The sequence below is a fragment of the Vibrio sp. 1978 genome (genome assembly GCF_033344345.1).
On the sequence record NZ_JAWPOP010000022.1, the window covers coordinates 24,868 to 49,987 of the forward strand.

The window sequence follows — 25,120 nt, forward strand, 5'->3', positions numbered from 1 at the left end:
CGGCCTTATCAATCAGGAATGTAAACCATGCTAAACAAAATGACGCTTATCGCAGCAGCAACTCTGGCTCTTTACGGCTGTGGCGGAGGTTCGTCTTCTGGCAGTGCGAATCCAAACAAAGTGCCTCAAGAAAGTTTCGACGTCTCGATTCACAACTCCATTTTCGCTCCTGTACCAAACACACAATTGAGCTATTCGTTTAGCTTGGATGGCCAACCAGAGGGCGACATGAAACTGAGCTTCCAAGCGATGGATAGCGAGCAAATATTGGCAGCATTGGCACAAATCCCAAACAGCGAGGCAATGGTCCAGTTGGTTAATGACTTGATGAACTACGGCGCCGAACAGTTCTACTATTCAGACGAGCAGTACAACGACGACGAAGAGAGCAATACGCTTTACTTTGCAGGATCAGATGGTGCACTCCATGAAATCACTGACGCTTATTTCATTGGTCATCAGTTTATTGCCATGCTTATGCACAGCGGTCCGATTTTCCGCCTAAACGGTGACGACGTAAAAGAGAAAAGCCCGAATATTGACATCGGTGAAGAAACTATGTCTCTGCAAACCACTCTTACAGGCTACTCAGTTCACAACCTACTAGACCGTTTTGAAGAGCATGAGTGGGTACAAAACCTTCCTATGACAGCATCTTGCCAAGTGGTTTGGCAACAGCAAATCCGAGAAACTGGCGTGCGTAAAGCGTTCTCGATCTCAGGCAAGAAAATTGAAGCGGCATACCTGATGGAAGAGAACATCTACAACCTAAACTGTGATGATATGGACTCAATGGAGTTCGCCACTTCGGCAGAACGTTGGTTTAATCCGAGCTTAGGTCTGATAGAACAAATTGAACTGCTGAAAGTACAACAAGTACAAATCAACGAAGAGAAAGTGCAGCTAACAGCGATTGAAACAAAATAAGCTTGCATTTTTTATAGATATCTCAATAAAAGAAGGCTTTGGGGAGCACACCAAAGCCTTCATCTCGAACATCAATCTTAGGGGTGATGACACCCGAGTTTATTCTTCTATCAATAAAATACGAGTTTCGTAAGGTCGTAACACTTGATGGTTTGACGCGACTGCGCTCGCTGAGTTTTGATAGTTAGATAGCAAGTTTTTCGCTTTACTCATATCAAAACGTTCTGGCAGAACGCATTCCACCTCTTCAGCATAGTAGTTATTGATACACAGCAGCGTTTGCTTATCGTTCTGACGAGCGTAAGCGAAAATACGTTTGTGCTCTGGCAGTAAATCTTCATAACGGCCATCGGTGATGACTGGAACCTGTTTACGCAGTTCAATCAGACGCTTGTAAAAGTAGAACACCGAGTTCAAATCGGCAACCGCAGCTTCAGCATTGATTTCAGAGTAATTCTGCGCCACTTCAAGCCACGGCGTTCCCTCAGTAAAGCCCGCGTGTTTTGCACTGTTCCATTGCATTGGTGTACGTGAATTATCACGCGACTTCTGTGCCAAGATCGCCATCATATCGTCATGAGATACACCATCACGGTTGACCATGATGTCGTACATGTTAGTACTTTCAACATCACGATATTGGCTGATTTCGGTATAACCCGGGTTGGTCATGCCGATCTCTTCCCCCTGGTAAACATAAGGTGTGCCTTGCATCATGTGCGCTGATGCCGCAAGCACCTTGGCAGATTCAACACGGTATTGCTCGTCGTTACCTAATCGGCTCACAACGCGTGGCTGGTCGTGGTTACACCAGAACAGCGCCCCCCACCCTTTGCCATTTAAGCCCGTTTGCCAATGATTGAAGATCTGTTTTAACTGAATGAAATCAAACGGCGCTTTGGTCCATTTTTCACCATTTGGATAATCGACTTTCAGATGATGGAAGTTGAACACCATGGATAGCTCTTTGCCGTCTAGCGAAGAATATTGCTGGCAGTGCTCTAGCGTAGTGGAAGACATTTCACCCACCGTCACGCTGCCGTATTTTTGAAACACAGATTCGCTAATCTCTTGAAGGTATTCGTGCACACGTGGACCATCCGTGTAGAAACGACGACCATCACCAATATCGTCACTTGGAAAATCTTGCTGCTTGGAAATCAGGTTGATAACGTCGAGACGGAAACCATCCACTCCTTTTTCTGCCCAGAAGCTGATGACTTCTTTCACTTCTTCACGCACTACTGGGTTTTCCCAGTTTAAGTCCGCTTGCTCTTTAGCAAAAAGGTGCAAATAGTACTGGCCTGTTTTTTCATCCAGCGCCCAAGCGTTGCCACCAAACTTTGATTGCCAGTTGTTTGGTTCAGCACCATCTACCGGATCTTTCCAGATGTAGTAATCACGGTATGGGCTGTTTTTATCACCCAGTGCGGATTGGAACCACTTGTGTTCTGTCGACGTGTGGTTCACTACAATGTCCATGATGATACGAATACCCAACTGATGCGCTTCTGCTAGCAAAGTATCAAAGTCTTGCATCGTGCCGAACTCAGGGTTGATCGAGTAGTAATCGGAGATGTCATAACCGTTGTCGATCATTGGCGATTGGTAAACCGGCGTCAGCCAAATCGCATCCACACCAAGATGCTTAAGATAATCCAGCTTAGAAATGATCCCTTTGATGTCGCCCGTGCCTTTACTGCCACTGTCACAAAAGCTTTTTGGGTAAATTTGATAGATGGTTGCGGTTTTCCACCAGCTCTCATCATGCTTGGTCATAGCCATTTCTAACACTCACTTACCAGTAATCGGAAACTTAAAATTTGAAAAGAAAAATAGGAGGAGGCAGCCAAGTCACTGCCTCAAATAGAATTACGCGTTTGCAGGCTCAAGCTCACCTTTGGCTTGTGCACGCTTATAAAGAATTAACGTTAATGCAACAGGTACCAGCATTGCGACTAACATAGCCAAAGCAAAAATGCCCCAGAACTGCGGTTGGATAGACAAGATGCCCGGCAAACCGCCCACACCGATACCGTTCGCCATTACGCCCGCACTACCACAAATAGCAGCAGCACACGCACTACCGATCATCGCGCTCAACATTGGGAACTTGTATTTCAAGTTGATGCCGTACATCGCCGGTTCAGTCACGCCAAGGTAAGCAGAGATAGCCGCAGGCACTGAGATATCACGCTCGCCGTGTTTTTTACTGATGATAATGATGCCGACGACCGCAGACGCTTGAGCAATATTTGAAAGCGCAATCAGAGGCCAAATTGGCGTGCCGCCTAGCTCTTGCATTAATTGAAGGTCAACCGCGTTGGTGGTGTGGTGAATACCAGTAATGACCAATGGCGCGTATAGGAAGCCGAAGATGGTTGAGCCAATCATTGCGAAGTCACCCGTCATGGCTGCTTTTGCTGCGAATGCCACGCCGTCACCCAACATACGACCGAATGGACCAATGATAGAGTGCGCAAGAATCACAGACACAATGATTGAGACAAACGGCACGACCACTAGGTAAAGGTAAGACGGAATGATGCGTTTTAAGTTGGTTTCAATAAACGCCAGAGCCATACCAGCAAGCATTGCTGGAATCACTTGCGCCTGATAGCCCACTTTCTCGATGGTAAATAAGCCAAAGTCCCACACTTCGGGTACTTGCTTACCAATCAGGTAGGCGTTCATCAACTGTGGCGAAACCAATGTTACACCAAGCGTGATACCCAGAATCGGAGTACCGCCGAGCTTTTTCACTGTCGACCAACACACGCCAACCGGTAGGAAGAAGAAGATCGCCTCACCAATCAGCCATAAGAAAGAGTGTACCGTTGCCCAAAACTGGCTGATTTCCGTTAGCGTTTGACCATCAAACATCTTGATGTCGCCAATCACGTTACGGAAACCAAGGATCAGACCACCGGTGATGATCGCTGGTAGCAGTGGTACAAAGATTTCTGCAAGGTGGGAAATACCACGCTCAACGATATTCATGTTTTGACGAGCAGCGTTCTTCGCTTCGTCTTTGCTGGCTTCACTTTTACCCGTCAGTCCGATCAGTACCTTGTAAACTTCATCCACTTCAGTACCGATAACCACTTGGAACTGGCCTGCGTTGGTAAAACAGCCCTTCACCATCGGTAATGCTTCTAACTGTTTCGTATCTGCTTTGTCCGTATCATTTAGAACAAAACGCAAGCGAGTTAAACAGTGACTTACACTGGCAATGTTGTCCGGCCCCCCGACCAGCTCAATAAGACGCTCCACGTCTTTACGCGCAATCTTACTCATAACTTTGTCCACCCTGTATTGGATACATTCGATTCATCATTTTGTTTTTATAAATGGGAACATTCCCATTTCTTAATTTTAATATTGCCATCCGAAGGCAAAAAACAAAATGGGAACAGTCCCATTAATTGAGAGTGATCACAGTATAATTTTAGAGCAGATCGTTTTAGTGTGGGTCAATAAACGATAGGCTGTTGAGTAAAGTGAACCACTTCCTCATCGCCATTTAATTGATTGATCAGCATGTTAGCGGACTTCTCACCTGCAAGGGTATAACCGGGGTCGACACTAAATACTTTAGGGAAAAGGAAAGAGAGCAATTCATTACCACCAACACCTGTCACAACCACATCTTCACGGCCTAACTCTTGAAGACGCTTAATCACGCCCAACGCGATGGTGTCACTGGCGCACACGATGGCCTGAGTGTCAGATTGAAGGACTTTGTCTACCAACTGATAAGCACTTTCATGGCTCAACTTACCCGTCTGGAAACAAGGTGTAATTTGTTTGCGTTGACACCAAGCTTTATAAGCATTTAGACGAGCTAAGCCAGTGGTTTTGTCTTCAGGGTCAACACCAATATAAGCAATGCGAGATAAAGATTGCTGCTCAAGATGAGACAAAGCCATGTCTATCACACCTTGGTTGTCGTAGTTGATCGAAGAAACCATTTGCGTGTCCATCGCGATCACGACGATACGATTACCCCACTCCGCCAATGCTCGCTCATCACATCCAGTAAAACCAAACACGATCACCCCATCGACGTTGCGACGTCTAAGCACATCCAAATGCTCATTGGTTTTATCGCGATCGAATTGGCTCTCCATGATCACCGCATCATAACCAGCGGAATACAAAGCATTGAGCATGGTACCAACGGCGCGATTTTCTGATGGTGAGTCTAAACGGGAGATGATAACCCCAATGACTTTTTGGCTGCCACCACGCATCGACTGCGCCGACTTTGATGGGACGTAGCCTGATTCACGAATGATTTGCTCTACCTTCTCTCGCGTTTGGGGTTTCACTTTTGGATCGTTAGTAAGCACACGGCTTACTGTCGATTTGCCCACGCCTGCCAATTTTGCGATATCAAGAATGGTGAGTTTTTTGCTCATAAGTGTTCAGATTAAAAGAAGGAATCAAACAAAAGGGAAGCAGTGGCTTCCCTTATCTCAGTCAGTAATGAATATTACTTGTTTAAGTACGCAGGCACATCTGCAATGCTATCCAATACTACCGTTGCAATGGCTTCGCCCTGTTCCGTTACTGGCTTACCAGTGCGAACCAAAATCTTAGTGCCAACGCCTGCCGCTTCTGCTGCCATCATGTCTTCAGCTTTATCGCCGATCATCACAGATTTCTCCATGTCGATCTTCAAGAAGTCACGCGCAGAAATGAACATACCTGGTTTTGGCTTACGGCACTCACAATCTTGCTTGTACTCGCCAATGCCATGTTCTGGATGATGTGGACAGTAATAGATACCATCGAACTCAACACCATTATCAGCAAAGTTCCAATCCATCCATTGAGTCAGAGACAAGAAACGGTCTTCACTGAATTTACCGCGTGCGATGCCCGATTGATTCGTCACTAACACTAGAAGGTAGCCTTTATCTTTTAGCGCTTTCGTCGCTTCAAATACACCATCAATGTACTCAAAATCATGTTCGTCATGAACGTAGCCGTGGTCAACGTTTATCACGCCATCACGATCGATAAAAACAGCAGGTTTTGCCAAAACGTATTTCTCTATTAACTCGGTTTAATCAGATTATTACATACCTTATAAACTTCAACACTATCTAATTCATTCTAGGCCTCGACAAAACGGTTGATTTGTTGGGCAAGAATCGGTAAATCTGAGGGTGCCCTGCCGTCTACCTCCTCCTTTCTATCTATACATCTCCGTTTCGAAACAGAACATCCATACATTTAGACGTCTAGACGTAAAAATATCTATTGACTTCATTCTGCTTAACCCATAGCATCAACTGAAAATTGAGATAAAGCTCAACATTAAGTTCTGTCAAAGGCCGTTTTTGACAGCGAAGTTCCCCGTATCTTTGGGCAGGTTGAAACATGATAGAAATAAAAAACGTCAATAAAGTGTTCTACCAAGGCAGTAAGGAAATCCTTGCCCTGAAAGACATTAACCTACACATCGACAAAGGCACCATCTTTGGTGTTATCGGTTCATCAGGTGCTGGTAAAAGTACGCTGATTCGCTGCGTAAACATGTTAGAAGCGCCGACCTCTGGTTCCATCATCGTTGATGGTGTGGATCTAACCAAACTCAGCAAAAAACAACTAGTCGAAACACGCCGTAACATTGGCATGATCTTCCAGCACTTTAACCTGCTTTCGTCTCGTACTGTGTTTGATAATGTAGCACTGCCACTAGAACTGGCAGGTAAAGACAAATCGCAAATCACAACAAAAGTAACTGAGTTGCTAAAGCTTGTAGGCTTAGCCGACAAACACGAGAGCTACCCATCTAACTTAAGTGGCGGCCAAAAACAGCGTGTGGCAATTGCTCGTGCATTGGCATCCGATCCTAGCGTGCTGCTTTGTGATGAGGCCACTAGCGCACTAGACCCAGCAACAACTCAATCTATCCTTGAGTTATTGAAAGAGATCAACCGCAAACTCAACATCACGATTTTACTTATCACTCACGAAATGGAAGTCGTAAAAAGCATCTGTCACGAAGTAGCAATCATCGGTGGTGGTGAGCTGGTGGAAAAAGGCACCGTTGGCGATATTTTTGCGCACCCTAAGACAGAGCTAGCGCACCAATTCATTCGCTCAACGCTGGATCTTTCCATTCCTGAAGATTACCAAGCTCGTCTGCAAGCAGAGCGTGTTGATGGCAGCTATCCGTTGGTTCGCTTAGAGTTTACTGGCGCAACCGTCGATGCACCGTTAATGTCGCAAATTTCTCGTAAATACAATATTGATGTGAGTATTTTGAGTTCCGACCTTGATTACGCTGGTGGCGTGAAATTCGGCATGATGGTCGCAGAGCTATTTGGTAACGAAGAAGATGACAACGCAGCTCTTGAATACCTGCGTAAGCACAACGTAAAAGTAGAGGTACTTGGTTATGTCCTTTAATACGATTTCTGAATGGCTGAGTTTAAACAGCAAACTACTTTTAGGTGCAACGTGGGAAACGCTTTACATGGTTGCGGTTGCCGGATTAGTCGGCTTTGCTGTGGGTATTCCATTAGGCGTAATCCTCCATATTACTAAGAAAGGCGGCCTACTTGAAAACACCAAACTAAATAGCGGCTTAGGCGCTATCGTTAACATTGGTCGCTCAGTGCCATTCCTCGTACTGATGGTTGCGATTATTCCAGTGACAAAAATGCTAGTTGGAACCTTTATCGGCACAACCGCAGCAATCGTCCCACTGACTATTGGCGCCATTCCTTTTGTCGCTCGTCTTATTGAAGGTGCTTTATTAGAAGTACCGACAGGCTTGGTGGAAGCAGCGCAGTCAATGGGGGCGACACCAACACAGATCATCACAAAAGTTCTACTACCTGAAGCAATGCCGACTATTGTTAACTCAGTAACGATTACCTTGGTCACTCTCGTTAGCTACTCAGCTATGGCGGGTACGGTAGGCGGCGGCGGCCTAGGCGACGTAGCCATTCGTTACGGTTTCCACCGCTACGATGTAACTATCATGGCCGTGACTGTCGTGATGTTGATTGTTCTAGTACAGATTATTCAGTCTATCGGCGACGCAGTGGTGCGCCGTGTAGACCACAGATAAGCATCAAAAATACAAAGTATAAGGAGATAAAGATGAAATTTAGCCTTAAAGGTCTTTTGACTGTAGCAACGGCCGCCTCTGCTCTTGCTCTAGCGGGTTGCGGCGACAAAGAAGTAGACGTAAACAAAGTAAAAGTTGGCGTTATTGCTGGTGCTGAAGCACAAGTAGCCGAAGTTGCCGCTAAAGTAGCAAAAGAGAAATACAACCTAGATGTTGAGCTAGTAACATTTACCGATTACGTAACACCAAACGCCGCTCTGGATGATGGTTCAGTAGACACGAATGCGTTCCAGCACAAACCATACCTAGACCAACAAGTGAAAGACCGCGGCTACAAACTGGCTATCGCGGGTAACTCATTCGTTTACCCTATTGCTGGTTACTCAAAGCAAGTAAAATCAATTGATGAAATTCAAGATGGCGCACGCATCGCAGTACCAAACGACCCAACTAACCTAGGTCGCTCACTACTGCTTCTTGAGCAACAAGGTTTGATTACGCTACGTGATGGCGTTGGTCTACTCGCTACAGTACGTGACATCGTAGGCAACCCTAAAAATATCGAAATCATTGAACTAGAAGCCCCACAGCTTCCGCGTTCATTGGATGACGTAACGCTATCAATCATCAACACCACTTACGCAAGCTCTATCGACCTATCGCCAGAGCGTGACGGCGTGTTCGTTGAAGATAAAGACTCACCATACGTAAACCTAATTGTCGCTCGCGAAGAAAATGTTAATGCGCAAAACGTACAAAACTTCGTAAAAGCTTACCAAACGGAAGAAGTTTACGAAGCGGCAAAAGAGCTGTTCAAAGGCGGTGTTGTGAAAGGTTGGTAATCCCACTTTTCAAAACATGACTGAAAACAACGTTCTAAACATAAACGTTCTAAACACAAAAGGGCTGATGTGAAAACATCAGCCCTTTCTATTTGTCTATCTACCCATTTAAGTAGCTTCAATTCGCTACTTAAGATGGTCCCAAGAGATATTCGACACGATTCGGCAGTCATCACACTTAAAATGAAATATGTCATGTAGTGGCTCATCGAGTAGCCACTCGCCATCGCATTTTGGACACTTGCGCGCTTTCTCGCTCTCCAGCGACTGACCACCGACACGATACTGGTAATAGTACGTAGGGATCTTCGTGATGTATTCGATACGGCCACGTAAGTCCCAACCTCGGCGAAACAGCACACTATCCACATCGCAAATTTCGTGCAGCGCCGCATGTTCCGCTCGGCAACCCCCTGCCATTTGGATTTCATCACACGCTTGCCACTCAGTCTGCCACTTAATGACGGCTTTATGGTCTCCATTAAGTGTTGGCTCATTACGATACAAAGGAATTGGCAACAGGGTTTCACCACTTCGCAAAGGCGAACACGTATGAACATAAGTCGTGTACAACACTTGCCAGCTAGGTGTCTCTTCTTCGGCTGCTTGTTCTGAATTCAAATCACGCCCCAGCATACGCATTTTCGGAGCAAGCAAAGACGCATCCGACAAACGGTTCATGCACACTTTGACGAAATCTGAGTGATAACGTGGATGCAAGCTGTCTTGTTCTGGGCAAACAACACGAACGAAAAATTCACCTTCTCCCATCACTATCGGGAATTCACGACCTAATACTTGGCCGTTGTAACGCAGAGCATCCATCAAGCCATTAATGGCTTTGTCTACCGCGCTGACGGTGGTGTTATCAAAACACTCAAACTGCAACTCAACAACATACATACTTAGACGGCAGCCTCTAACTTATTCAAGAACTCAACCAATGAATCTGCCAATACATCACGTTTAGAGGTGCCCAAACGCTCTAGAATCACATTGCCAGTGAGGTTACAAATAGAAATCACATCCATTTCCTCATCTGTCGCTGCGATAAATACTGTTGGTTTAAGTTTCAAGCGGCGCTGCGTCACCAAATGACCAAGAATATTTTCTTGTAGACGCACGAAATCGTCATCGCTCCACACTTGCAGCAGCGTCAACGAATTACCTTGCCAAGTTGCCTCCATATCAGCGCAGTATTGAGAACCATAAAAGGCTTTAACATCATCTTGCAGTGACAACTCAATCGCATTTTCCACATTGGTGAAATCGGCCATTTCATCACGTGCGACCGCTTTCCAAAGCACCTTTCCATCACGCTTCTCTTCGACACAAGGAGAAACAAGCTCTGCAAGCTCTTCACTGCTTGGCAACTCATTGTGCTTAGCTTGCCAAGCTTGTTGGTAGCGCAGGCTGAACTCTTGTAGCGCCTGAGTAACGTTTTGGGTCATGAAGGTCTCCTCATTCCTTATTTATCAGATAGCCGTACTTGCCGGATGGCAATTGACCAGCGGATTCAGTAAAATTCTCGCCATTCTAATCGAAAACGACCACAAAGTATGAGCAAATATTCTGACGCTAAAGAGCTTGCTGGCTTAACACTAGGTAAAACGACCGAGTATGCGAACCAGTATGACCCAAGCTTGCTGCAACCAGTCCCTCGCAGCCTGAACCGAGATGACCTCCAGTTAGGCGATACTCTGCCTTTCATGGGGCACGACATTTGGACGCTGTACGAACTGTCTTGGTTAAATAGTAAAGGTTTACCACAAGTGGCCGTTGGCGAAGTATACATTCCAGCCACCAGCGCAAACTTGATTGAATCGAAGTCTTTCAAACTGTACTTAAACAGCTATAACCAAACCCGCTTTGCAAGCTGGGAAGAAGTGACTGAGCGTTTAACACAAGACCTTTCTGAATGCGCAGGTGAAAAGGTGCTGGTTGAGGTGAATCCAGTGACCCACTATACCAATCAACCTATCGTAACAATGGACGGTGAATGTATTGATGACCAAGACATTAACATCACCAGTTACGATTTCGATGCCGATTTGCTTGAAGGTGCAGCAGGTGAAGTACAAGTTGAAGAGGTGCTACATAGCCACCTATTGAAATCAAACTGTTTGATCACTAACCAACCCGACTGGGGCAGTGTAGAAATTCGCTACCAAGGCGCAAAAATAGATCGTGAGAAGCTGTTACGTTACTTAGTGTCTTTCCGCGAGCACAATGAGTTCCACGAACAGTGTGTAGAGCGTATTTTTACGGATCTAATGAAATACTGCCAACCAAGCAAACTGACCGTATTTGCCCGCTATACGCGCCGTGGAGGCTTGGATATCAACCCTTACCGCTCAACGGAACAAGATAAGCCAGCTCACAATCACCGTATGGCTCGTCAGTAAGCGCATAGGCAACAGAAATAAGTTCGGCAATCTAAAGGGTTGCCGGACGTTTTTATTGTCCAAGCATGTTACTATATCAAATGGCTTCAACCCGCATTTAAACGGCTAATTGAGGCTTTTCGCCGTTATCGCCATATCTAAAAACAGTTCGAGGGAACGAAAGGATGTTTTGGGACAGTTCGCGTCTATTCAAATTGATTGGCTTTCTTTGCTTGCTGTTTGTACAGCCACTTCATGCAACCATTTTATCGTCCGCGTTACTCAACGAAGCACAACAATTGGCGGAAATAGAGCCATCACAAGCAAAACAAGCGGCAACCAACTATTTGTCACAGCGTGAGCTAACAGAACGCAAAGAAAGTGACAGCCCTTCAGCCATGTCTCGCGACGAAACAGATCGTAGCGTTCGCACACCAAGCAGCACCATCGAAGCGCACAAGATTATCGCTCAGGCAGATTACGCCATGGGTAATGTTCGTTCGGCTATCGAGCACCTAAATAAAGCGGAACGCTTAGCGCAAGAATATCAATTGCCGTACATGGACTTAGATCTCCAGCTGATGCGCAACCAAATGATTTGGATGTACGACGAAAACTACTCAAAAGCGGAAGACACGCTTAACCAAATTGAACAACAGCTCGATGAAGCCGATGCCGTATTACAACGCACCGACAGCGTTCGCTACCGACTAGTGATGCAAAGAGCACTCCTCGCTTCACATAGTGGCGATATCATTAAAGCGGAAAACTTGTACTCTGAAGCAAAGACCATGCTTGACGATAGCCGCTCTGAGTTAGCCTTGATCGACTACTACACTGCCGTCGGCGAGTTTTACCTCAATAGCAAGAAATACAATTTGGCTTTGTCAGAACTGCTATACGGTTATTGGCAATCTATTGAAAGTAACAGTGGTGCAAGATTAGCAAAAGTGAATCGCCTTTTGGCTAGGCTCTTCCAGGAGCGACGAGTGTACGACAAAGCGATCGAATACTTATCTCAAGCCGCAGATTTTTATGACTCTTACCCTAGCTCTCCGATCCTAGCGGACGTCCTAGAGCAGATGGGCGACATCTACTTTTATCAGGGTAAGTTTAACCTTGCGTTAGTGCATTACTTCAACGTGCTTGACCATGAAAGTACCAGTAAGAACATCAATAGAATCATTAAAATTCGCTTAAGCTTGGCGGCTACCTACCTACAACTCTATAACTACGCGCTAGCAGAGCAGTACTTAGACCGCTCTAAAGAGCTTTTAGAATACACCAATATTCCTAAGCTTGAAGCAAAGGCTGCCCTGCTTCAGTCAGGTCTGGCTTATCATCAAAATGACAGTAAAGACGTCATTACTAATGCTAAGCTGGCGTTAGCGCTTGCTGAAAAGTCACCTGAAAATAACAACTTCATTAAGCAGCAGTCATACCGTTTACTTGGGTTGGGTTACGAGCAGGCAGGCGAATACAAACTTTCTCTGCAAGCTTATAAAAAATACACCAACCTCGTTCGTCTAGAACAAAAGCAGCTTAACCAAATCAGTGAGGATGCGTTCCGTCAGCAAAAAGAATTTGCCGAACAAACCATCCATTACATCGGTCAATCAGAACGCTTAGAGCAAGTGGAAAGAGAGCATCGTAAATTCCAGAAAATCTCATTTGCATTGTTTATTACTGTCTTGGTCATGTTTTTGTTCATTATGCGCCGTGGTGTCATTATGCAGCGCCAAGCAAGTGAAATCGAAAAACTGCGTAACGACCTCTTCACCCACTCTCGCTCTCGTTTACGTAACTTGCGTATGCTGAATGTTAAGCTTTCTCGCTCATTGAAAAAGTCGAGCGAAACTTTCGAGCAATGGCAAATGGGTGAATTGATCCACGAACCACTTAATGATCGCCTACGCTTTGTTATGATCGATTTGCCATTCTTACGAAGCATGTACGTCCATAACGGCTATAAGGCAGGTCTAGAACTAGAACGGGCATTTGGCGACTTCCTTGCGGAAAAAATAGAAAAACCGTCGCGTCTTTACCATTTCTCAGATGCGAACTTACTCTATATAGAACCGAACGCTGACCGTGATGCTTCTGCCGAAGTCATGTTCGAAAAATTCCAGACTTGGGTGGATGAGTTCGCTCAGCAGCACAACGTCAATCGTATTATTCGTATGGGCATCAGTGATTATCCGTTCTTACCCCGAGCCTACACTGCAATTAACGATGAGGAATTACTCGATCTGTTGTTGCTTGCGACTCACATCGCACGAGAAGTCAGCTTGAAGGATAAGCAAAGCCACTGGGTGTTCTTAAAAGCCATCGATAATGCGCCTGCTGCTAGCTTTGCAACAGGTAACATAAGAACTGCCTGTCAACATGCCATTAGCCAAGGCCTGATCAAGATCCATTCGTCCTACAAGAATGAGGACGACATCAAGAAAATATTAAAAAATGGATAATTAAACGCCTGTTGAACGTAATAACTAATGACGCTATAAAGTTTTTTGTTATTATCAGATAATTGTCAGTAGTACATGGACTTAACCGTAGTCACTTCATGGGAATCTTGGAATCCGATATTCAGTCGCAGCTGCATCAGCTGAGTTGTCAACTTGACCAACTCAGACTGACTCATCGTGATACTTCACTCAAATTCAAACGTGAACAACAAGTTCTTAAACGCGTTGTGGCATCATTGTCTTCAGCTTGCCAGGGTTCGAACACTCAGGTATCCAACTACCTATTTGAAATCCAACAAGAGCTGCAACATCAAAAAGATATCAGCACTCTTATCCCGCGTTTAGCGGTATTAGAGAGGATGCTCAAACAGCAGTCGAAGACGATGGATAAACAGAACGGTTACCTTGACGAACAAATCAAGCACAGTGGTGAAACACTGCAACGTGTCACTGGCTTACCTGCGCAGTTAAAACGTGAACTACGGAACCTGATGAGTTTCTCTGAAGTTCACGCCAGCAATAAAGCTGATCAAGCCACTAAGCTACTGAGTATTTACGAACGCGCTCTGAAAATCATCACGTCTAATTCACGTCTACATCTTAGTGAATTTGAAAACAATCCTGACAGATCTCAACTTGAATGCTTAGCCAGCGACCTCCAACATACTATTACAGAGCTGGATTTCGAGGGAGAATCAGGCGATAGATTGCTGGATATTCGCGCTAAGTTGCTCCTTGGCGTGAGTGCCGAGTCTCTCATTGAGCTTACGCTCTCAACGCTGAAATTGGTTGTCGAAGCAACAAAGTTCGAGCGCGAGGCGTCTAGCCAATTCCTTGATCAGCTGAACACTTCTCTCGCAAGTAACCTAAAAACCGTTCATCAGAACGTCGACCAGCATCATACCTACTTTGAACACCGCCAAGAGCTCAACACAGAAATGAACAGCTTGGTTGAATTAAGCCAAAAGTCACTTAATCAAGCTCAAGATATCGCGGTTGTGAAAAAAGAAATCACGCCTCTTCTCGAAAAAATGGCGTCGCTGACAGAGCGACTGAAAATGACGGAAGAGCGAGAGCAAGCGCTGCAAGAGCGGTTAAGTTACAGTAAGAACCAACTCGAAGCGGTATTTGAAACTACGCAAGATTATCGTCGACGCTTAGATGACCAAGCTCAGCGTATGTTGCTCGACCCGCTGACTAAAGTTTATAACCGCACTGCATTTAACGATCGACTAGAGCTAGAGTATCGCCGTTGGATTCGCTCTCAGCAAAACCTTCGTGTTGTGCTATTTGATGTAGACAACTTCAAAGCGGTGAATGATAGCTATGGTTATACGGCTGGCGATAAAGCGCTGAAGATCATCGCTCGTACTATTAACAAGCGCGTATCAGAAACGGAAACAGTAGCTCGCTTTGGTGGCGAGGAGTTTATTCTACTCGTCCCGGAACAATCTGAAGAATACACACTGGATCTGATTAAGCATATCCAGCGTGATATTAGCCAATTACCCTTTAAGTTCCGTGAGCAAAATATCATGATTACCTTAGCTGCTGTATCGACGTCTTTCAAAGAGTCCGATACGCCAGAGTATGTACTCGATCGTCTTGGCAAGATGCTTGCGGACGCTAAAAAACGTGGAACAAACCAGCTTAACTGGAGCTAAGATTCGTACAAAAAGCGAGCAAACAAACCAAATTTGGTGCAATCTACGCTTTATAACCACCCATTTTCAACGAGTTATCACATTTCTTCCCTTTTAGTCTGCTAAGCTGTAAAAACCCAAGTCACTTCAAGATGATGTATTTATAAAAGGCAAATGTATCATCTTGAGGTTGCTTGGGAGTTGATAACCATAAAACCAAATCGGCCAACTACCTTTCATCAAACCATACGTATAACACCCAAAAGGTAAGTTGGTACTTTCCCTCAAATTAATGCAACACAAGGAGGCGTTATGATTACCCATATAAGCCCCGCTGGTAGCATGGACTTGCTATCTCAACTAGAAGTAGAGCGCTTAAAGAACACAGCCTCGAGTGAACTTTATCAGCTGTACCGTAATTGCACATTAGCGGTGTTGAACTCCGGTAGCCATACCGATAACTCGAAAGAACTGCTCGATAAATACCAATCGTTTGATGTCAACGTCGTGCGTCGTGAGCGTGGTATTAAGCTTGAGCTGACTAATCCGCCAGAGCACGCTTTTGTTGACGGCGAAATAATTAAAGGTATCCAAGAGCATCTGTTCTCCGTATTGCGTGATATCGTTTACGTAAACATGCATTTGGCAGACGCCCAGCGGCTCAACCTTACTAACCCAATTCACATTACGAACCTCGTGTTCGGCATTCTTCGTAATGCCAGAGCATTAACTCCAGGTATCGCACCGAATCTTGTCGTATGTTGGGGTGGTCACTCTATCAATGGAGTGGAGTATCAGTACACACGTGAAGTGGGTAACGAACTGGGCCTGCGTGAACTTAACATCTGTACAGGTTGCGGCCCTGGCGCAATGGAAGGGCCGATGAAAGGTGCAGCGATTGGGCACGCAAAGCAACGTTACACTCAGCAACGTTATCTTGGTTTAACCGAGCCCTCGATTATTGCGGCCGAGCCACCAAACCCAATAGTAAATGAGCTGGTCATCATGCCCGACATCGAAAAGCGCTTGGAAGCTTTCGTCCGTATGGCTCATGGTATCGTTATTTTCCCAGGTGGCCCGGGCACAGCGGAAGAGCTACTGTACATTCTTGGCATCATGATGCACCCGGATAACGCCGATCAGCCAATGCCTATCGTATTAACAGGACCAAAAGAGAGTGAAGAGTACTTCCGCTCTATTGATGAGTTCATTCGCGACACACTTGGTGAGGAAGGGCAAAAGCACTACGAGATCATCATTGACGACCCGGCAGAAGTCGCTCGTATTATGAAACGCTCCATGGACTCGGTACGCCTTCACCGAAAAGAGAAAGGCGATGCGTACAGCTTTAACTGGTCATTGAAAATTGAGCCAAACTTCCAACTGCCATTTGAACCTACTCATGAGTCGATGGAACAATTGGATTTAAGCCTAGATCAAGAACCGCAAGTTTTAGCGGCCAACTTGCGTCAAGCCTTCTCTGGCATAGTTGCAGGTAACGTAAAGGCTGAAGGTATTCGAGAAATAGAACGTAGAGGGCCTTTCACCATTCATGGCGACGCAGTCCTCATGAAAAAACTCGATAAGTTGCTAAAAGACTTTGTCGAACAGCACCGAATGAAATTACCTGGCGGTTCAGACTACGAACCGTGTTATCGAATCGCTCACCCGGAAATTGGTGGTCGATAGTCAGGCTAGCATTCGTTACACTAGGGGCATTACGCCCCTTTTTTATTGCTAAGTCATTATGTCTATTCATCTTGTTATCATTGATGCCCTAAACCTGATCCGCCGAGTGCACTCAGCACAACCAGATCCAACCGACATAGCAAGAACCATAACCACAACGCAAAGAACCCTCACTCGCATTCTGTCAGAGGCCAACCCGACACACATCATCGCAGTTTTTGATCACCACGAACAAGACAGAGGTTGGCGCGCTGAAACTCTCCCTGACTATAAGCAAAACCGAAAACCAATGCCTCTGCCACTACTGCAAGGGTTAGATGCGATTCAACAAGCGTGGTGGGAGCAAGGTATTGATTCATTGCTGTCTGAAGGCGATGAAGCAGATGATTTGGTTGCTACACTCGCAACGAAAGTGGCCAGCCATGGTGAAAAAGTCACCATCGTTTCGACTGACAAAGGTTACTGCCAGCTACTTTCCCCTACCCTACAAATCCGTGATTATTTCCAACATCGTTGGTTAGATGAACCATTTATCGAAAAAGAGTTCGGCGTAAAACCAAGTCAACTAGCGGATTACTGGGGATTGACAGGGATAAGCTCTAGCCAGGTTCCGGGCGTACCTGGAATTGGCCCGAAAGCAGCGAAAGAGATTCTCACTCAGTTTGAGAGTATTGAAGCTGCCTACGCTAGTGAAGATCTCGTACCGAAATACCGTAAAAAATTGGATGAGCACATTGAGTCTGCTCGTTTATGTAAACGCGTCGCCGCTTTAAAGTGCGATATAGAACTAGGCTTTAACTTGCAAGATATTCGCTTTTTAGGGCCAAACAAAGCGGAGTAGTGTCCGATGGTAGTTTCACACCATGAAATCCGGCAGATATTAAAAAAGCGCCATTTGAAGGCGCTTTTTCTATTCTAATCACTATTCCCAAAAGACTCGGGGAATAAAGTTAGTAAGGTGAAATATTCGACAGACATTGGATATGAATCGTGATCTCTTCACGATCATGATACAAATGTTTAGCTTGTAGCTTGAACTTTACCTTATTATCAATGAGGAACTGCTTCAGATTTTCAAGGTCTTGCAGCACTTCGTCATAACGCCCTTTCATTGGCAGCTTAAGGTTAAAGATAGCCTCTTTTGCCCAACCTTTTAACAGCCACTGTCCCATCAGGTGAGCAACACGAGCTGGCTTTTCCACCATGTCACAAACAATCCATGTTACGTTCTTGCGGTCTGGTTCGAACTTAAAACCATCCACCATATGGTGCTTGATCTGGCCAGTTTCCATCAAACTGTCTGCCATCATGCCGTTATCAACGCAGTGAACGAACATTGAGCGCTTCACTAATTGGTACGTCCAACCGCCTGGACATGCACCTAAATCCACACCCCACATACCTGGTGCCAAACGCTCATCCCACTCTTCACGTGGAATAAAGACATGAAATGCTTCTTCCAGTTTAAGTGTTGAACGACTTGGGGCGTCTGCTGGGAATTTAAGGCGAGGGATACCCATGAAGAACTGTGAGTTGTTGTCAGTGTAAGAGTAACCAACGTAACAGTGGCCAGGCTCAACAAAGCAAATGTGCAGTACTGGTTTTTTCGCGTTATCTTTGTTCAGCATTAAGCCTTTGCCGCGCAACGCTTGACGCATTGGGACGGTAAACTTACGGCAGAATTTCAGTAGCTCTTTCGCTTCATTTGTATCTGGCGTTTCAACTCTCAAATCACCACAACGAGGGAATGCTTCGATGTCTGCTAGTTCATTCAAAATTGGACTAATTCGGTCATCACTTGGCAACGATTGAAACTCAGCTGCTACCGCAAACATTTGTCGAGCAAAAATTAAAGACTTAAAGTCTAAACCTCTCGCAAGTTTGTCGGCATCTCCATCTTGGTAACATTCGAAGACAACATAACCTGAGTTTCTCTTCACACGAGGGAAGCCATACACTTCCAACTGTGTCGCTTTGTCCTGAATTTCACCAGCACACTCTTTCTCAAAGCCAGAACGGCAATAGAGCATTAGTTGTTTCACTTGGAGACCTCTTTGATATTGAACGCAGCAAAAAAGAACAGACACCAACCAATCATGAACAGCAACCCTCCTACAGGAGTAATTGGCCCAAACCACTTAATGCCCGTCAGCGCCAGCGCGTAAAGACTGCCGCTAAAACAAAAGATGCCGATAATAAAGCAAATCGCCGCAATGAAAAAATACTTTTGTGCTTTTTGTCCCAAATTGAGCAGAAGCAGAATGGCACAAAACACAATCGCCAACGTGTGAATAAATTGATACAGAACTCCGGTCTCAAATACACCGAGCAAATAAGGGGCCAGTGTCGCTTTTAGCCCATGAGCAGCAAATGCTCCAAGAGCGACCGAAAGCAGCCCAGACAAACCAGAGAATGAGAGTAACCACTTACTTTTCACTGTACACCTCTTGTATAAACGCCGCTAACTGCTCTATCGCGAGTGCAATGTTACCCACTTCAGTATGACCTGAGATCTTGCGCGGTTTGAAGCTGTGGTCACCATCAGGTAAAAAGCTCACCGTTACTTGTGACGAAAGGACGAAATCATCGAATTCCTCACGCTTACCAAAGGTGTCTCGTTCCCCTTGCAGAATCAGCGTAGGTTTCTCAATGGTTGCTAAGTGCTCGCCTTTGTATTTCTCTGGCTTTCCTGGTGGGTGAAATGGAAACCCTAAACAGGCAATGCCCGCCACCAGCTCATTTTCAGCCAACAAGCTCGACATACGACCGCCCATTGACTTACCACCAATAACCACGGGAGAAGAAGTAAAGTGAGCGATCACTTCGCTGTATGCTTCGAGCAACTTTGGCGCGCGATCGGGCGGACGCTTTTTGCCATCTTCCGAACGTTTCACCATGTAAGGGAAATTAAAACGCACTACACGAATACCTTGCTCCACTAATCCTTTGGCGACAGCTGTCATGAAGTCATGCTCCATCCCCGCACCTGCGCCGTGAGCAAAAATAAACAGCGGTCCGTTTTCAGGCCCCTCAGCTATCCAGTGATTCATCCAATACTTCCTCTTGTTCTTTTCTCGCGGTTGCTAACATCCAGTCTCTAAACGTTGCGATTCGGCCCATATCTGCCTGCTGTTCATGACACACCACATAGAATGCATTCTTAGATATCAACACCTCGTCGAATGGTGCAATGAGTCGTCCGGCTTCCATTTCAGGTTTGGCGAGTACGTTGTTACCGAGCGCGACCCCCTGACCGTGCGCAGCAGCCTGTAGCACCATCGTTGAGTGACTAAAAATAGGACCGTGGTTTACGTTGATGCCTTCAATGTTGTAATGACGAGCAAACTGCTTCCAGTCTTTACGCGAAGTATCGTGTAACAAAGTATGTAATTTGAGGTCACTTAAAGATTCTAATGGTTTGTTACCCAAAAGTAATGAAGGTGAACAAAGTGGGATCAAAAACTCTTGGTACAATTTATCTGCTCGCAAACCTGGCCAGTTCCCACGGCCATAGTAGATCGCCACATCAACATCATCAGTCAGTGAGCCTTCATCCATATCTACGGCTTTAATACGTACATCGATATCGGGCTCTTGAGCATTAAAATCGGCCAAACGAGGTACAAGCCATTGGATAGCAAAACTCGGCGGTAGGCTAATCGTCAATGCCCCTTTTTCGCTACGTTCCAACACCTTATCTGTCGCTTCCGCAATCGAGGTGAAAATATCTTTGATATCGAGAAAGTAACTTTGGCCTTCTTCTGTTAACAACAAAGAACGATTACGTCGACGGAAGAGCTTCAATGATAAGAACTCTTCAAGCGCTTTAATCTGGTGACTGACCGCGGCTTGAGTAACAAATAACTCTTCTGCTGCTCGTGTAAAACTGAGATGACGAGCAGCCGCTTCGAAGACTCGAAGCGAATTTAATGGAGGCAATCTGCGGGACATATGGGACCTCTAATAGGATTAGTTTTTTTAATCTGAAACATTATAAAATGTCCGTTGTCGAACAGCCAGATAAATTCTATATTTCACCCCGCAACACGGGCCTGAACGGCTTGATTTCTTTGGAAATCAATTGGCTTCGTTGTTGCGATGTTGTGTTTGCAAACTCGTATTTCGAGTTAGGTAGATTTCTACCATAATGTTTTGTCCACACTCCCTGTGACAAAACATATACTTCCTGTATTTATTTTTGACCTGTCTGTCAAATTTGTTACACCGCCTAAATTAGGCGGTGTTTTTTTATCTATCAAAAATCTCATCCGCATATCTGGCAGCAATATCACTTTATTACTCTTCTTTCGGATTAATTATCGTTATATCAACACAAAGTGTATGGCTTTGCGATAAGCCTCAACATTATGCTAAGTAATGGTTGTCTGTAACGCGATCAAAAACAAAAAAGGCGCAAATTGATGTCTCAATTTGCGCCTTTTAACGTATTTTATCAGTCAGCTATGGACGGTAAACTTTTACGTTGCTGAAGCCTTGCTCTTGCAAGTAAAGCGCTTGCAGACGGCTCATCACACCGCGGTCACAGTAAAGTAGGTATGTCTTAGACTGGTCTAAGTCACCAAACTGTGTACCCAGCTTGTAGAACGGGATATGTTTCACATCCACACCTTCGATTTCAAGTGGGTTATCGTCTTCCTCTTCAGGACTACGAATATCTAGCACAACCGCGTGCTCTTCTACCGCTTGAACTTGCTCTACTTCTGGTGCGGCTTGCTCAGACTCTTTCGCGATATCACGAATGTCCATCATGCGAGCTTCTTGAACCACTTGCTCAAGGATACTAAAGTCGAATTTCTCTTCTTCAGCTTCTAGCTTGCCTTTCACCGCTTTCACGGTTGGCTTCTTAGAGATAACACCACAGTATTCTGGCATTGTCTTCGCGAAATCTTCTGTGCCGATTTCACGTGCTAGATTGATAATGTCTTCTTTATCCCAGTTGATAAGCGGACGCAGAATCAGCGTGTCTGTTACGTTGTCGATGTGGCGTAGATTGGTTAGCGTTTGGCTCGATACTTGACCTAGCGCTTCACCTGTTACCAATGCTTCGATCTTCATCTTCTGAGCGATCATGCCTGCTGCACGCATAAACATACGCTTCAAGATCACGCCCATTTGGCCGTCATCGACTTTCTCTAGGATTTCCGCAACCACAGGTTCGAAATCAACTGAGATAAAACGTACTTTTGCTGAAGAACCGTATTTGTTCCATAGGTAGTGAGAAACCTGCTTAACGCCGATTTCGTGTGCTGGACCACCTAAGTTAAAGAAGCAGTAATGTACTTTTGAACCACGCTTGATATGAAGATAGCTTGAAACACCAGAGTCGAAACCACCCGAGATCAGGCTTAACACGTCTTCTTGCGTACCCAGTGGGAAACCACCTAGGCCTTTATGACGAGACAATACTTGGTTTAGCTTGTCGTTCGAGACTTCTACCTTGATCGTCACGTCTGGGTTTCGTAGCTTAACACTAGCGCTTTCAATCGCTTGATTTAAACCACCGCCTACATAACGCTCTAGTTCAATAGAGGTAAAGTCATGCTTGCCACGACGCTTCGCACGTACAACAAAGGTTTTATTTTCGAGTGCAGCACGGTTGAGTTCTAGCACTTGCTCGAAGATATCGTGCAAGTCTTTAAATTCAGTTTGCTTCACTTCCAGTACGTGGTGAATGCCTGGTGTATGAGTCAAAACCTCAAGAACTTCAGCGTGGAATTCGTTACTCTCAGAGGTCACTTCAATGTGATCACGACGGTTAAATACCGCGACAGACTCCGTGCGGCTCTTAATGATGTTACGAATGTTGCACTCTAAAATCTTTGTGAAGCGCTTACGCACAGATTCACTTTTTACAAAAATTTCTGGATGGGGCTTTACAATAAATTTCATAGTCTAATTCGCAGGTTAGTTTCGCAATCAACAAAGAGTGACACTCAACTTCAATACTTCATACGCAGTAAAACCGCGTTTCAGTCACAAAAAGTATTCTGAGCTCACTTTTAAGGCGCAAGATTATACACCCAAGCGGATTGGAAAAACAAAAAAAGCGAGCAATCTGCTCGCTTTCTTATCTCTTTACTGACTTAAAACTAAAGCCTAGTTATTGAATTACCGGCACTTCTTCACTGTAGAGAGGCTCGCCTTGCATAATGCTGATTTCAACCCGTCGGTTAAGCGCGCGATTTTCATCAGAATCATTCGGTAACAAGGGGTCCGTATCCGCCATGCCTCGTACTCTTAAACGTTGATGAGAGAAGCCTCTCACTTTCTCCATCTCTTGCGCGACTGATACTGCACGCTGAGAAGAGAGATCCCAGTTAGAACGATAAAGTTCCGAGTCTAGCGGTCGATTGTCTGTATGGCCAGATACTCGAACAATGCCTGGCACGTCTTTTACTAGCTCTGCAATCTGACGAACTAAAGGACGAAACTTAGGCTGCAAGAAGGCCGAACCTTCTGGGAATGCACCTTTTTCACGCATACGTATAACAATCTGCTGACCGAGGTTTTCAACTTCAATGGCGCCTTGTTCAATCTCTCGCTCTAAGGCTTTCTTGATGCTTTCCATCAAGGTTTCCATCTCTTGCGACATCTCTTTAGATTGCTGTTGCTGCATGTCCGCTTCGGCAGATTCATTGTTTTGAGTTGACGTTTCTGGCGATTGCCCACCCGTTAACTTGCCTTCATCACGTTTTGTGCCACCAGCTCGATCAGACTCCCCTTCATGAAATTCGAGCGTCTGCTGAGTGATGTCCATGGTTTGCTGCATGATGACATCAATCGGAGTTGGTTCCGGCCGACCCGGTCGAAACTCTTGGGCAATAATGCTAGTGCCTTTGGGAATGTCTTTCACTTCAAGCTGATTTTGCACACCGAAGGCAAATTTCATTGATCCTGCAATTTGTTTGAACTTCAGTACATCCATCTCAGAAAAAGAGAGCAGAAGAACAAAGAAACACATCAGTAGCGACATCAAATCTGCGAATGTCCCCATCCATAACGGGAGGCCAGGTGGCGGACAATCGCATTTGTTATCTTCATCATCCATCACGACTCTCCAAGTTACTCGTCAATCTCAAGGGCACGTTTACCTTCATTGAGGTAGTTCTTCAAGTAACTATCGATCACTCGCGGGTTTTGGCCATCTTGAATCGCTAATACGCCATCCATGATCAAACGGCGATTTAGCGTTTCTTGGTCACGGCGAAGAGAAAGCTTATCCGCAATAGGGAAAAACACCATATTGGACAGGATCGCGCCATACAATGTGGTCAAGAGTGCAACGGCCATTGCTGGTCCAATCGCTTTAGGGTCATCCATGTTTGAAAGCATCGCAACAAGACCAACCAAGGTGCCAATCATTCCCATCGCAGGAGCAACGTCGCCAAAGGCGCGAAATACGCCAGTACCTTGCGTATGTCGTTCATCCGTAAGCGCGATGTCTTTTTTGAGTGCCGCTCTCACAACGTCGGCATCATGGCCATCAACCAGTAGATCAATGCCTTTCTGCATGAATGTGTTGTTTATTTCCATCTCTTCAAGAGCAAGAAAACCACCTTTACGCGCCGCGTCGGCCATTTCCACAATTTTTGCGATCAGGTCTTCGGGTTCATCCGCTTTAAACATGAAGGCTTTGCCAGCAATCTTTGTCGCACCAAAAAACTGTCCCATTGTGAACTTCATCAACACGACGAATATTGAGCCACCAACGACAATAAGGATCGACGTGACATCGACAAACATGCCGATGCTGCCACCAAGCACCATCGCCATAATGACGAATGCAAAACCACCAATCAAACCTAATAGGGTTGCTAAATCCACAAAGCACTCCTCACGCTATACTCAAATACTGCCATTGGGCGGATTATTACCTGTATCGACAACTCGCGCAGAATTTTTAGAAAAATCTTAGCTAATGGATCACAAATTACACTTAACAACCTCAACCAAAATATGGGGTTTCATCGCTTAGACTCGTTGAACGCTAATTTTGTGACAATTATATAAGGTTAAATTTGACCAAGTTACTAGGCTAAGGTAACTTTCGTGCATC

General features: G+C 45.3%; 22 protein-coding genes. 9 read left to right on the top strand and 13 right to left on the bottom strand.

The window, feature by feature from the left end:
• The first annotated feature begins 27 nt into the window (after positions 1 to 27).
• Complete coding sequence (locus R8N49_RS18650) at positions 28 to 927, top strand: hypothetical protein (RefSeq protein WP_132937043.1); 900 nt, start codon at positions 28 to 30, stop codon at positions 925 to 927.
• 99 nt (positions 928 to 1,026) lie between these two features.
• On the opposite strand, the gene treC is transcribed toward R8N49_RS18650, so the two are convergent.
• From treC to gmhB, 4 genes are all read right to left on the bottom strand, one after another.
• Entirely contained in the window at positions 1,027 to 2,712 is a 1,686-nt protein-coding gene (treC, locus tag R8N49_RS18655; protein ID WP_132937044.1) for an alpha,alpha-phosphotrehalase, read from the bottom strand.
• A gap of 87 nt (positions 2,713 to 2,799) precedes the next feature.
• Complete coding sequence (gene treB, locus R8N49_RS18660) at positions 2,800 to 4,224, bottom strand: PTS trehalose transporter subunit IIBC (RefSeq protein WP_132937045.1); 1,425 nt, start codon at positions 4,222 to 4,224, stop codon at positions 2,800 to 2,802.
• 176 nt (positions 4,225 to 4,400) lie between these two features.
• Positions 4,401 to 5,348, bottom strand: coding sequence for a trehalose operon repressor TreR (gene treR, locus R8N49_RS18665; RefSeq protein ID WP_085569903.1), 948 nt, complete (start codon positions 5,346 to 5,348; stop codon positions 4,401 to 4,403).
• A gap of 74 nt (positions 5,349 to 5,422) precedes the next feature.
• On the bottom strand, positions 5,423 to 5,974 hold the full coding sequence (gene gmhB / locus R8N49_RS18670) for a D-glycero-beta-D-manno-heptose 1,7-bisphosphate 7-phosphatase (RefSeq protein ID WP_005381961.1): 552 nt from the start codon (positions 5,972 to 5,974) through the stop codon (positions 5,423 to 5,425).
• 341 nt (positions 5,975 to 6,315) lie between these two features.
• On the opposite strand from gmhB, the gene metN reads away from it, so the two are divergent.
• From metN to R8N49_RS18685, 3 genes are read left to right on the top strand one after another with little or no spacing between them, the layout of a single operon-like run.
• Positions 6,316 to 7,350, top strand: a complete 1,035-nt coding sequence (gene metN / locus R8N49_RS18675) for a methionine ABC transporter ATP-binding protein MetN (protein WP_005381962.1) — start codon at positions 6,316 to 6,318, stop codon at positions 7,348 to 7,350.
• A complete protein-coding gene (locus tag R8N49_RS18680) occupies positions 7,340 to 8,017 on the top strand; it encodes a methionine ABC transporter permease (RefSeq protein WP_005383604.1) in 678 nt (225 codons plus the stop codon). The genes metN and R8N49_RS18680 overlap by 11 nt, the downstream gene beginning before the upstream one ends.
• A 32-nt stretch (positions 8,018 to 8,049) precedes the next feature.
• Complete coding sequence (locus R8N49_RS18685; RefSeq protein ID WP_258489924.1) at positions 8,050 to 8,859, top strand: MetQ/NlpA family lipoprotein; 810 nt, start codon at positions 8,050 to 8,052, stop codon at positions 8,857 to 8,859.
• A 126-nt stretch (positions 8,860 to 8,985) separates the two neighbouring features.
• Here R8N49_RS18685 and R8N49_RS18690 read toward each other — a convergent pair whose 3' ends face one another.
• A complete protein-coding gene (locus tag R8N49_RS18690) occupies positions 8,986 to 9,762 on the bottom strand; it encodes a Zn-ribbon-containing protein (protein WP_005383605.1) in 777 nt (258 codons plus the stop codon).
• A 2-nt stretch (positions 9,763 to 9,764) separates the two neighbouring features.
• Positions 9,765 to 10,310 carry a SecY-interacting protein gene (gene syd / locus R8N49_RS18695; RefSeq protein ID WP_005381970.1) on the bottom strand — a complete coding sequence of 182 codons (546 nt, stop codon included), beginning with the start codon at positions 10,308 to 10,310 and terminating at the stop codon, positions 9,765 to 9,767.
• Positions 10,311 to 10,418: 108 nt separating this feature from the next.
• Between syd and queF the strand changes: the two genes are divergently transcribed.
• The 5 genes from queF to xni all read left to right on the top strand — a co-directional run bounded on the left by queF (position 10,419) and on the right by xni (position 17,884).
• Complete coding sequence (gene queF, locus R8N49_RS18700) at positions 10,419 to 11,264, top strand: NADPH-dependent 7-cyano-7-deazaguanine reductase QueF (RefSeq protein WP_005383608.1); 846 nt, start codon at positions 10,419 to 10,421, stop codon at positions 11,262 to 11,264.
• Between the two features lie 164 nt (positions 11,265 to 11,428).
• Positions 11,429 to 13,711 carry a tetratricopeptide repeat protein gene (locus tag R8N49_RS18705; RefSeq protein WP_017635678.1) on the top strand — a complete coding sequence of 761 codons (2,283 nt, stop codon included), beginning with the start codon at positions 11,429 to 11,431 and terminating at the stop codon, positions 13,709 to 13,711.
• Between the two features lie 98 nt (positions 13,712 to 13,809).
• Positions 13,810 to 15,375 (top strand): sensor domain-containing diguanylate cyclase, encoded by a 1,566-nt coding sequence (locus R8N49_RS18710; RefSeq protein ID WP_005381978.1) that lies wholly within the window; start codon positions 13,810 to 13,812, stop codon positions 15,373 to 15,375.
• A gap of 291 nt (positions 15,376 to 15,666) precedes the next feature.
• The gene (ppnN, locus tag R8N49_RS18715; RefSeq protein WP_005383611.1) at positions 15,667 to 17,043 is read left to right on the top strand and encodes a nucleotide 5'-monophosphate nucleosidase PpnN; all 1,377 of its coding nucleotides are present in this window, start codon (positions 15,667 to 15,669) and stop codon (positions 17,041 to 17,043) included.
• A gap of 58 nt (positions 17,044 to 17,101) precedes the next feature.
• The gene (gene xni, locus R8N49_RS18720; protein ID WP_132937046.1) at positions 17,102 to 17,884 is read left to right on the top strand and encodes a flap endonuclease Xni; all 783 of its coding nucleotides are present in this window, start codon (positions 17,102 to 17,104) and stop codon (positions 17,882 to 17,884) included.
• Between the two features lie 109 nt (positions 17,885 to 17,993).
• Here the strand turns inward: xni and rlmM are convergent, their stop codons facing one another.
• The 7 genes from rlmM to pomA all read right to left on the bottom strand — a co-directional run bounded on the left by rlmM (position 17,994) and on the right by pomA (position 24,888).
• Positions 17,994 to 19,085, bottom strand: a complete 1,092-nt coding sequence (gene rlmM / locus R8N49_RS18725) for a 23S rRNA (cytidine(2498)-2'-O)-methyltransferase RlmM (RefSeq protein ID WP_085569904.1) — start codon at positions 19,083 to 19,085, stop codon at positions 17,994 to 17,996.
• On the bottom strand, positions 19,082 to 19,480 hold the full coding sequence (locus R8N49_RS18730; protein WP_047010151.1) for a DUF423 domain-containing protein: 399 nt from the start codon (positions 19,478 to 19,480) through the stop codon (positions 19,082 to 19,084). Before R8N49_RS18730 ends, rlmM begins: the two co-directional genes overlap by 4 nt.
• Positions 19,470 to 20,093 (bottom strand): alpha/beta fold hydrolase, encoded by a 624-nt coding sequence (locus tag R8N49_RS18735; RefSeq protein ID WP_085569905.1) that lies wholly within the window; start codon positions 20,091 to 20,093, stop codon positions 19,470 to 19,472. The genes R8N49_RS18730 and R8N49_RS18735 overlap by 11 nt, the downstream gene beginning before the upstream one ends.
• Positions 20,074 to 20,994 carry a transcriptional regulator GcvA gene (locus R8N49_RS18740; protein ID WP_005383616.1) on the bottom strand — a complete coding sequence of 307 codons (921 nt, stop codon included), beginning with the start codon at positions 20,992 to 20,994 and terminating at the stop codon, positions 20,074 to 20,076. The genes R8N49_RS18735 and R8N49_RS18740 overlap by 20 nt, the downstream gene beginning before the upstream one ends.
• A 510-nt stretch (positions 20,995 to 21,504) precedes the next feature.
• Entirely contained in the window at positions 21,505 to 22,953 is a 1,449-nt protein-coding gene (thiI, locus tag R8N49_RS18745) for a tRNA uracil 4-sulfurtransferase ThiI (protein ID WP_005383617.1), read from the bottom strand.
• Positions 22,954 to 23,164: 211 nt separating this feature from the next.
• Complete coding sequence (locus tag R8N49_RS18750) at positions 23,165 to 24,112, bottom strand: flagellar motor protein MotB (protein WP_132937047.1); 948 nt, start codon at positions 24,110 to 24,112, stop codon at positions 23,165 to 23,167.
• 14 nt (positions 24,113 to 24,126) lie between these two features.
• Positions 24,127 to 24,888 carry a flagellar motor protein PomA gene (gene pomA, locus R8N49_RS18755; RefSeq protein ID WP_005381564.1) on the bottom strand — a complete coding sequence of 254 codons (762 nt, stop codon included), beginning with the start codon at positions 24,886 to 24,888 and terminating at the stop codon, positions 24,127 to 24,129.
• Positions 24,889 to 25,120: the final 232 nt, after the last annotated feature.

What these genes read in the sequence shown, in the direction of transcription:
- R8N49_RS18650 (WP_132937043.1), top strand. Translation starts at nt 28, where the DNA reads ATGCTAAACAAAATGACGCTTATCGCAGCAGCAACTCTGGCTCTTTAC.
- treC (WP_132937044.1), bottom strand. Translation starts at nt 2,712, where the DNA reads ATGGCTATGACCAAGCATGATGAGAGCTGGTGGAAAACCGCAACCATC.
- treB (WP_132937045.1), bottom strand. Translation starts at nt 4,224, where the DNA reads ATGAGTAAGATTGCGCGTAAAGACGTGGAGCGTCTTATTGAGCTGGTC.
- treR (WP_085569903.1), bottom strand. Translation starts at nt 5,348, where the DNA reads ATGAGCAAAAAACTCACCATTCTTGATATCGCAAAATTGGCAGGCGTG.
- metN (WP_005381962.1), top strand. Translation starts at nt 6,316, where the DNA reads ATGATAGAAATAAAAAACGTCAATAAAGTGTTCTACCAAGGCAGTAAG.
- R8N49_RS18680 (WP_005383604.1), top strand. Translation starts at nt 7,340, where the DNA reads ATGTCCTTTAATACGATTTCTGAATGGCTGAGTTTAAACAGCAAACTA.
- R8N49_RS18685 (WP_258489924.1), top strand. Translation starts at nt 8,050, where the DNA reads ATGAAATTTAGCCTTAAAGGTCTTTTGACTGTAGCAACGGCCGCCTCT.
- R8N49_RS18690 (WP_005383605.1), bottom strand. Translation starts at nt 9,762, where the DNA reads ATGTATGTTGTTGAGTTGCAGTTTGAGTGTTTTGATAACACCACCGTC.
- syd (WP_005381970.1), bottom strand. Translation starts at nt 10,310, where the DNA reads ATGACCCAAAACGTTACTCAGGCGCTACAAGAGTTCAGCCTGCGCTAC.
- queF (WP_005383608.1), top strand. Translation starts at nt 10,419, where the DNA reads ATGAGCAAATATTCTGACGCTAAAGAGCTTGCTGGCTTAACACTAGGT.
- R8N49_RS18705 (WP_017635678.1), top strand. Translation starts at nt 11,429, where the DNA reads ATGTTTTGGGACAGTTCGCGTCTATTCAAATTGATTGGCTTTCTTTGC.
- R8N49_RS18710 (WP_005381978.1), top strand. Translation starts at nt 13,810, where the DNA reads ATGGGAATCTTGGAATCCGATATTCAGTCGCAGCTGCATCAGCTGAGT.
- ppnN (WP_005383611.1), top strand. Translation starts at nt 15,667, where the DNA reads ATGATTACCCATATAAGCCCCGCTGGTAGCATGGACTTGCTATCTCAA.
- xni (WP_132937046.1), top strand. Translation starts at nt 17,102, where the DNA reads ATGTCTATTCATCTTGTTATCATTGATGCCCTAAACCTGATCCGCCGA.
- R8N49_RS18735 (WP_085569905.1), bottom strand. Translation starts at nt 20,093, where the DNA reads ATGAATCACTGGATAGCTGAGGGGCCTGAAAACGGACCGCTGTTTATT.
- R8N49_RS18740 (WP_005383616.1), bottom strand. Translation starts at nt 20,994, where the DNA reads ATGTCCCGCAGATTGCCTCCATTAAATTCGCTTCGAGTCTTCGAAGCG.
- thiI (WP_005383617.1), bottom strand. Translation starts at nt 22,953, where the DNA reads ATGAAATTTATTGTAAAGCCCCATCCAGAAATTTTTGTAAAAAGTGAA.
- R8N49_RS18750 (WP_132937047.1), bottom strand. Translation starts at nt 24,112, where the DNA reads ATGGATGATGAAGATAACAAATGCGATTGTCCGCCACCTGGCCTCCCG.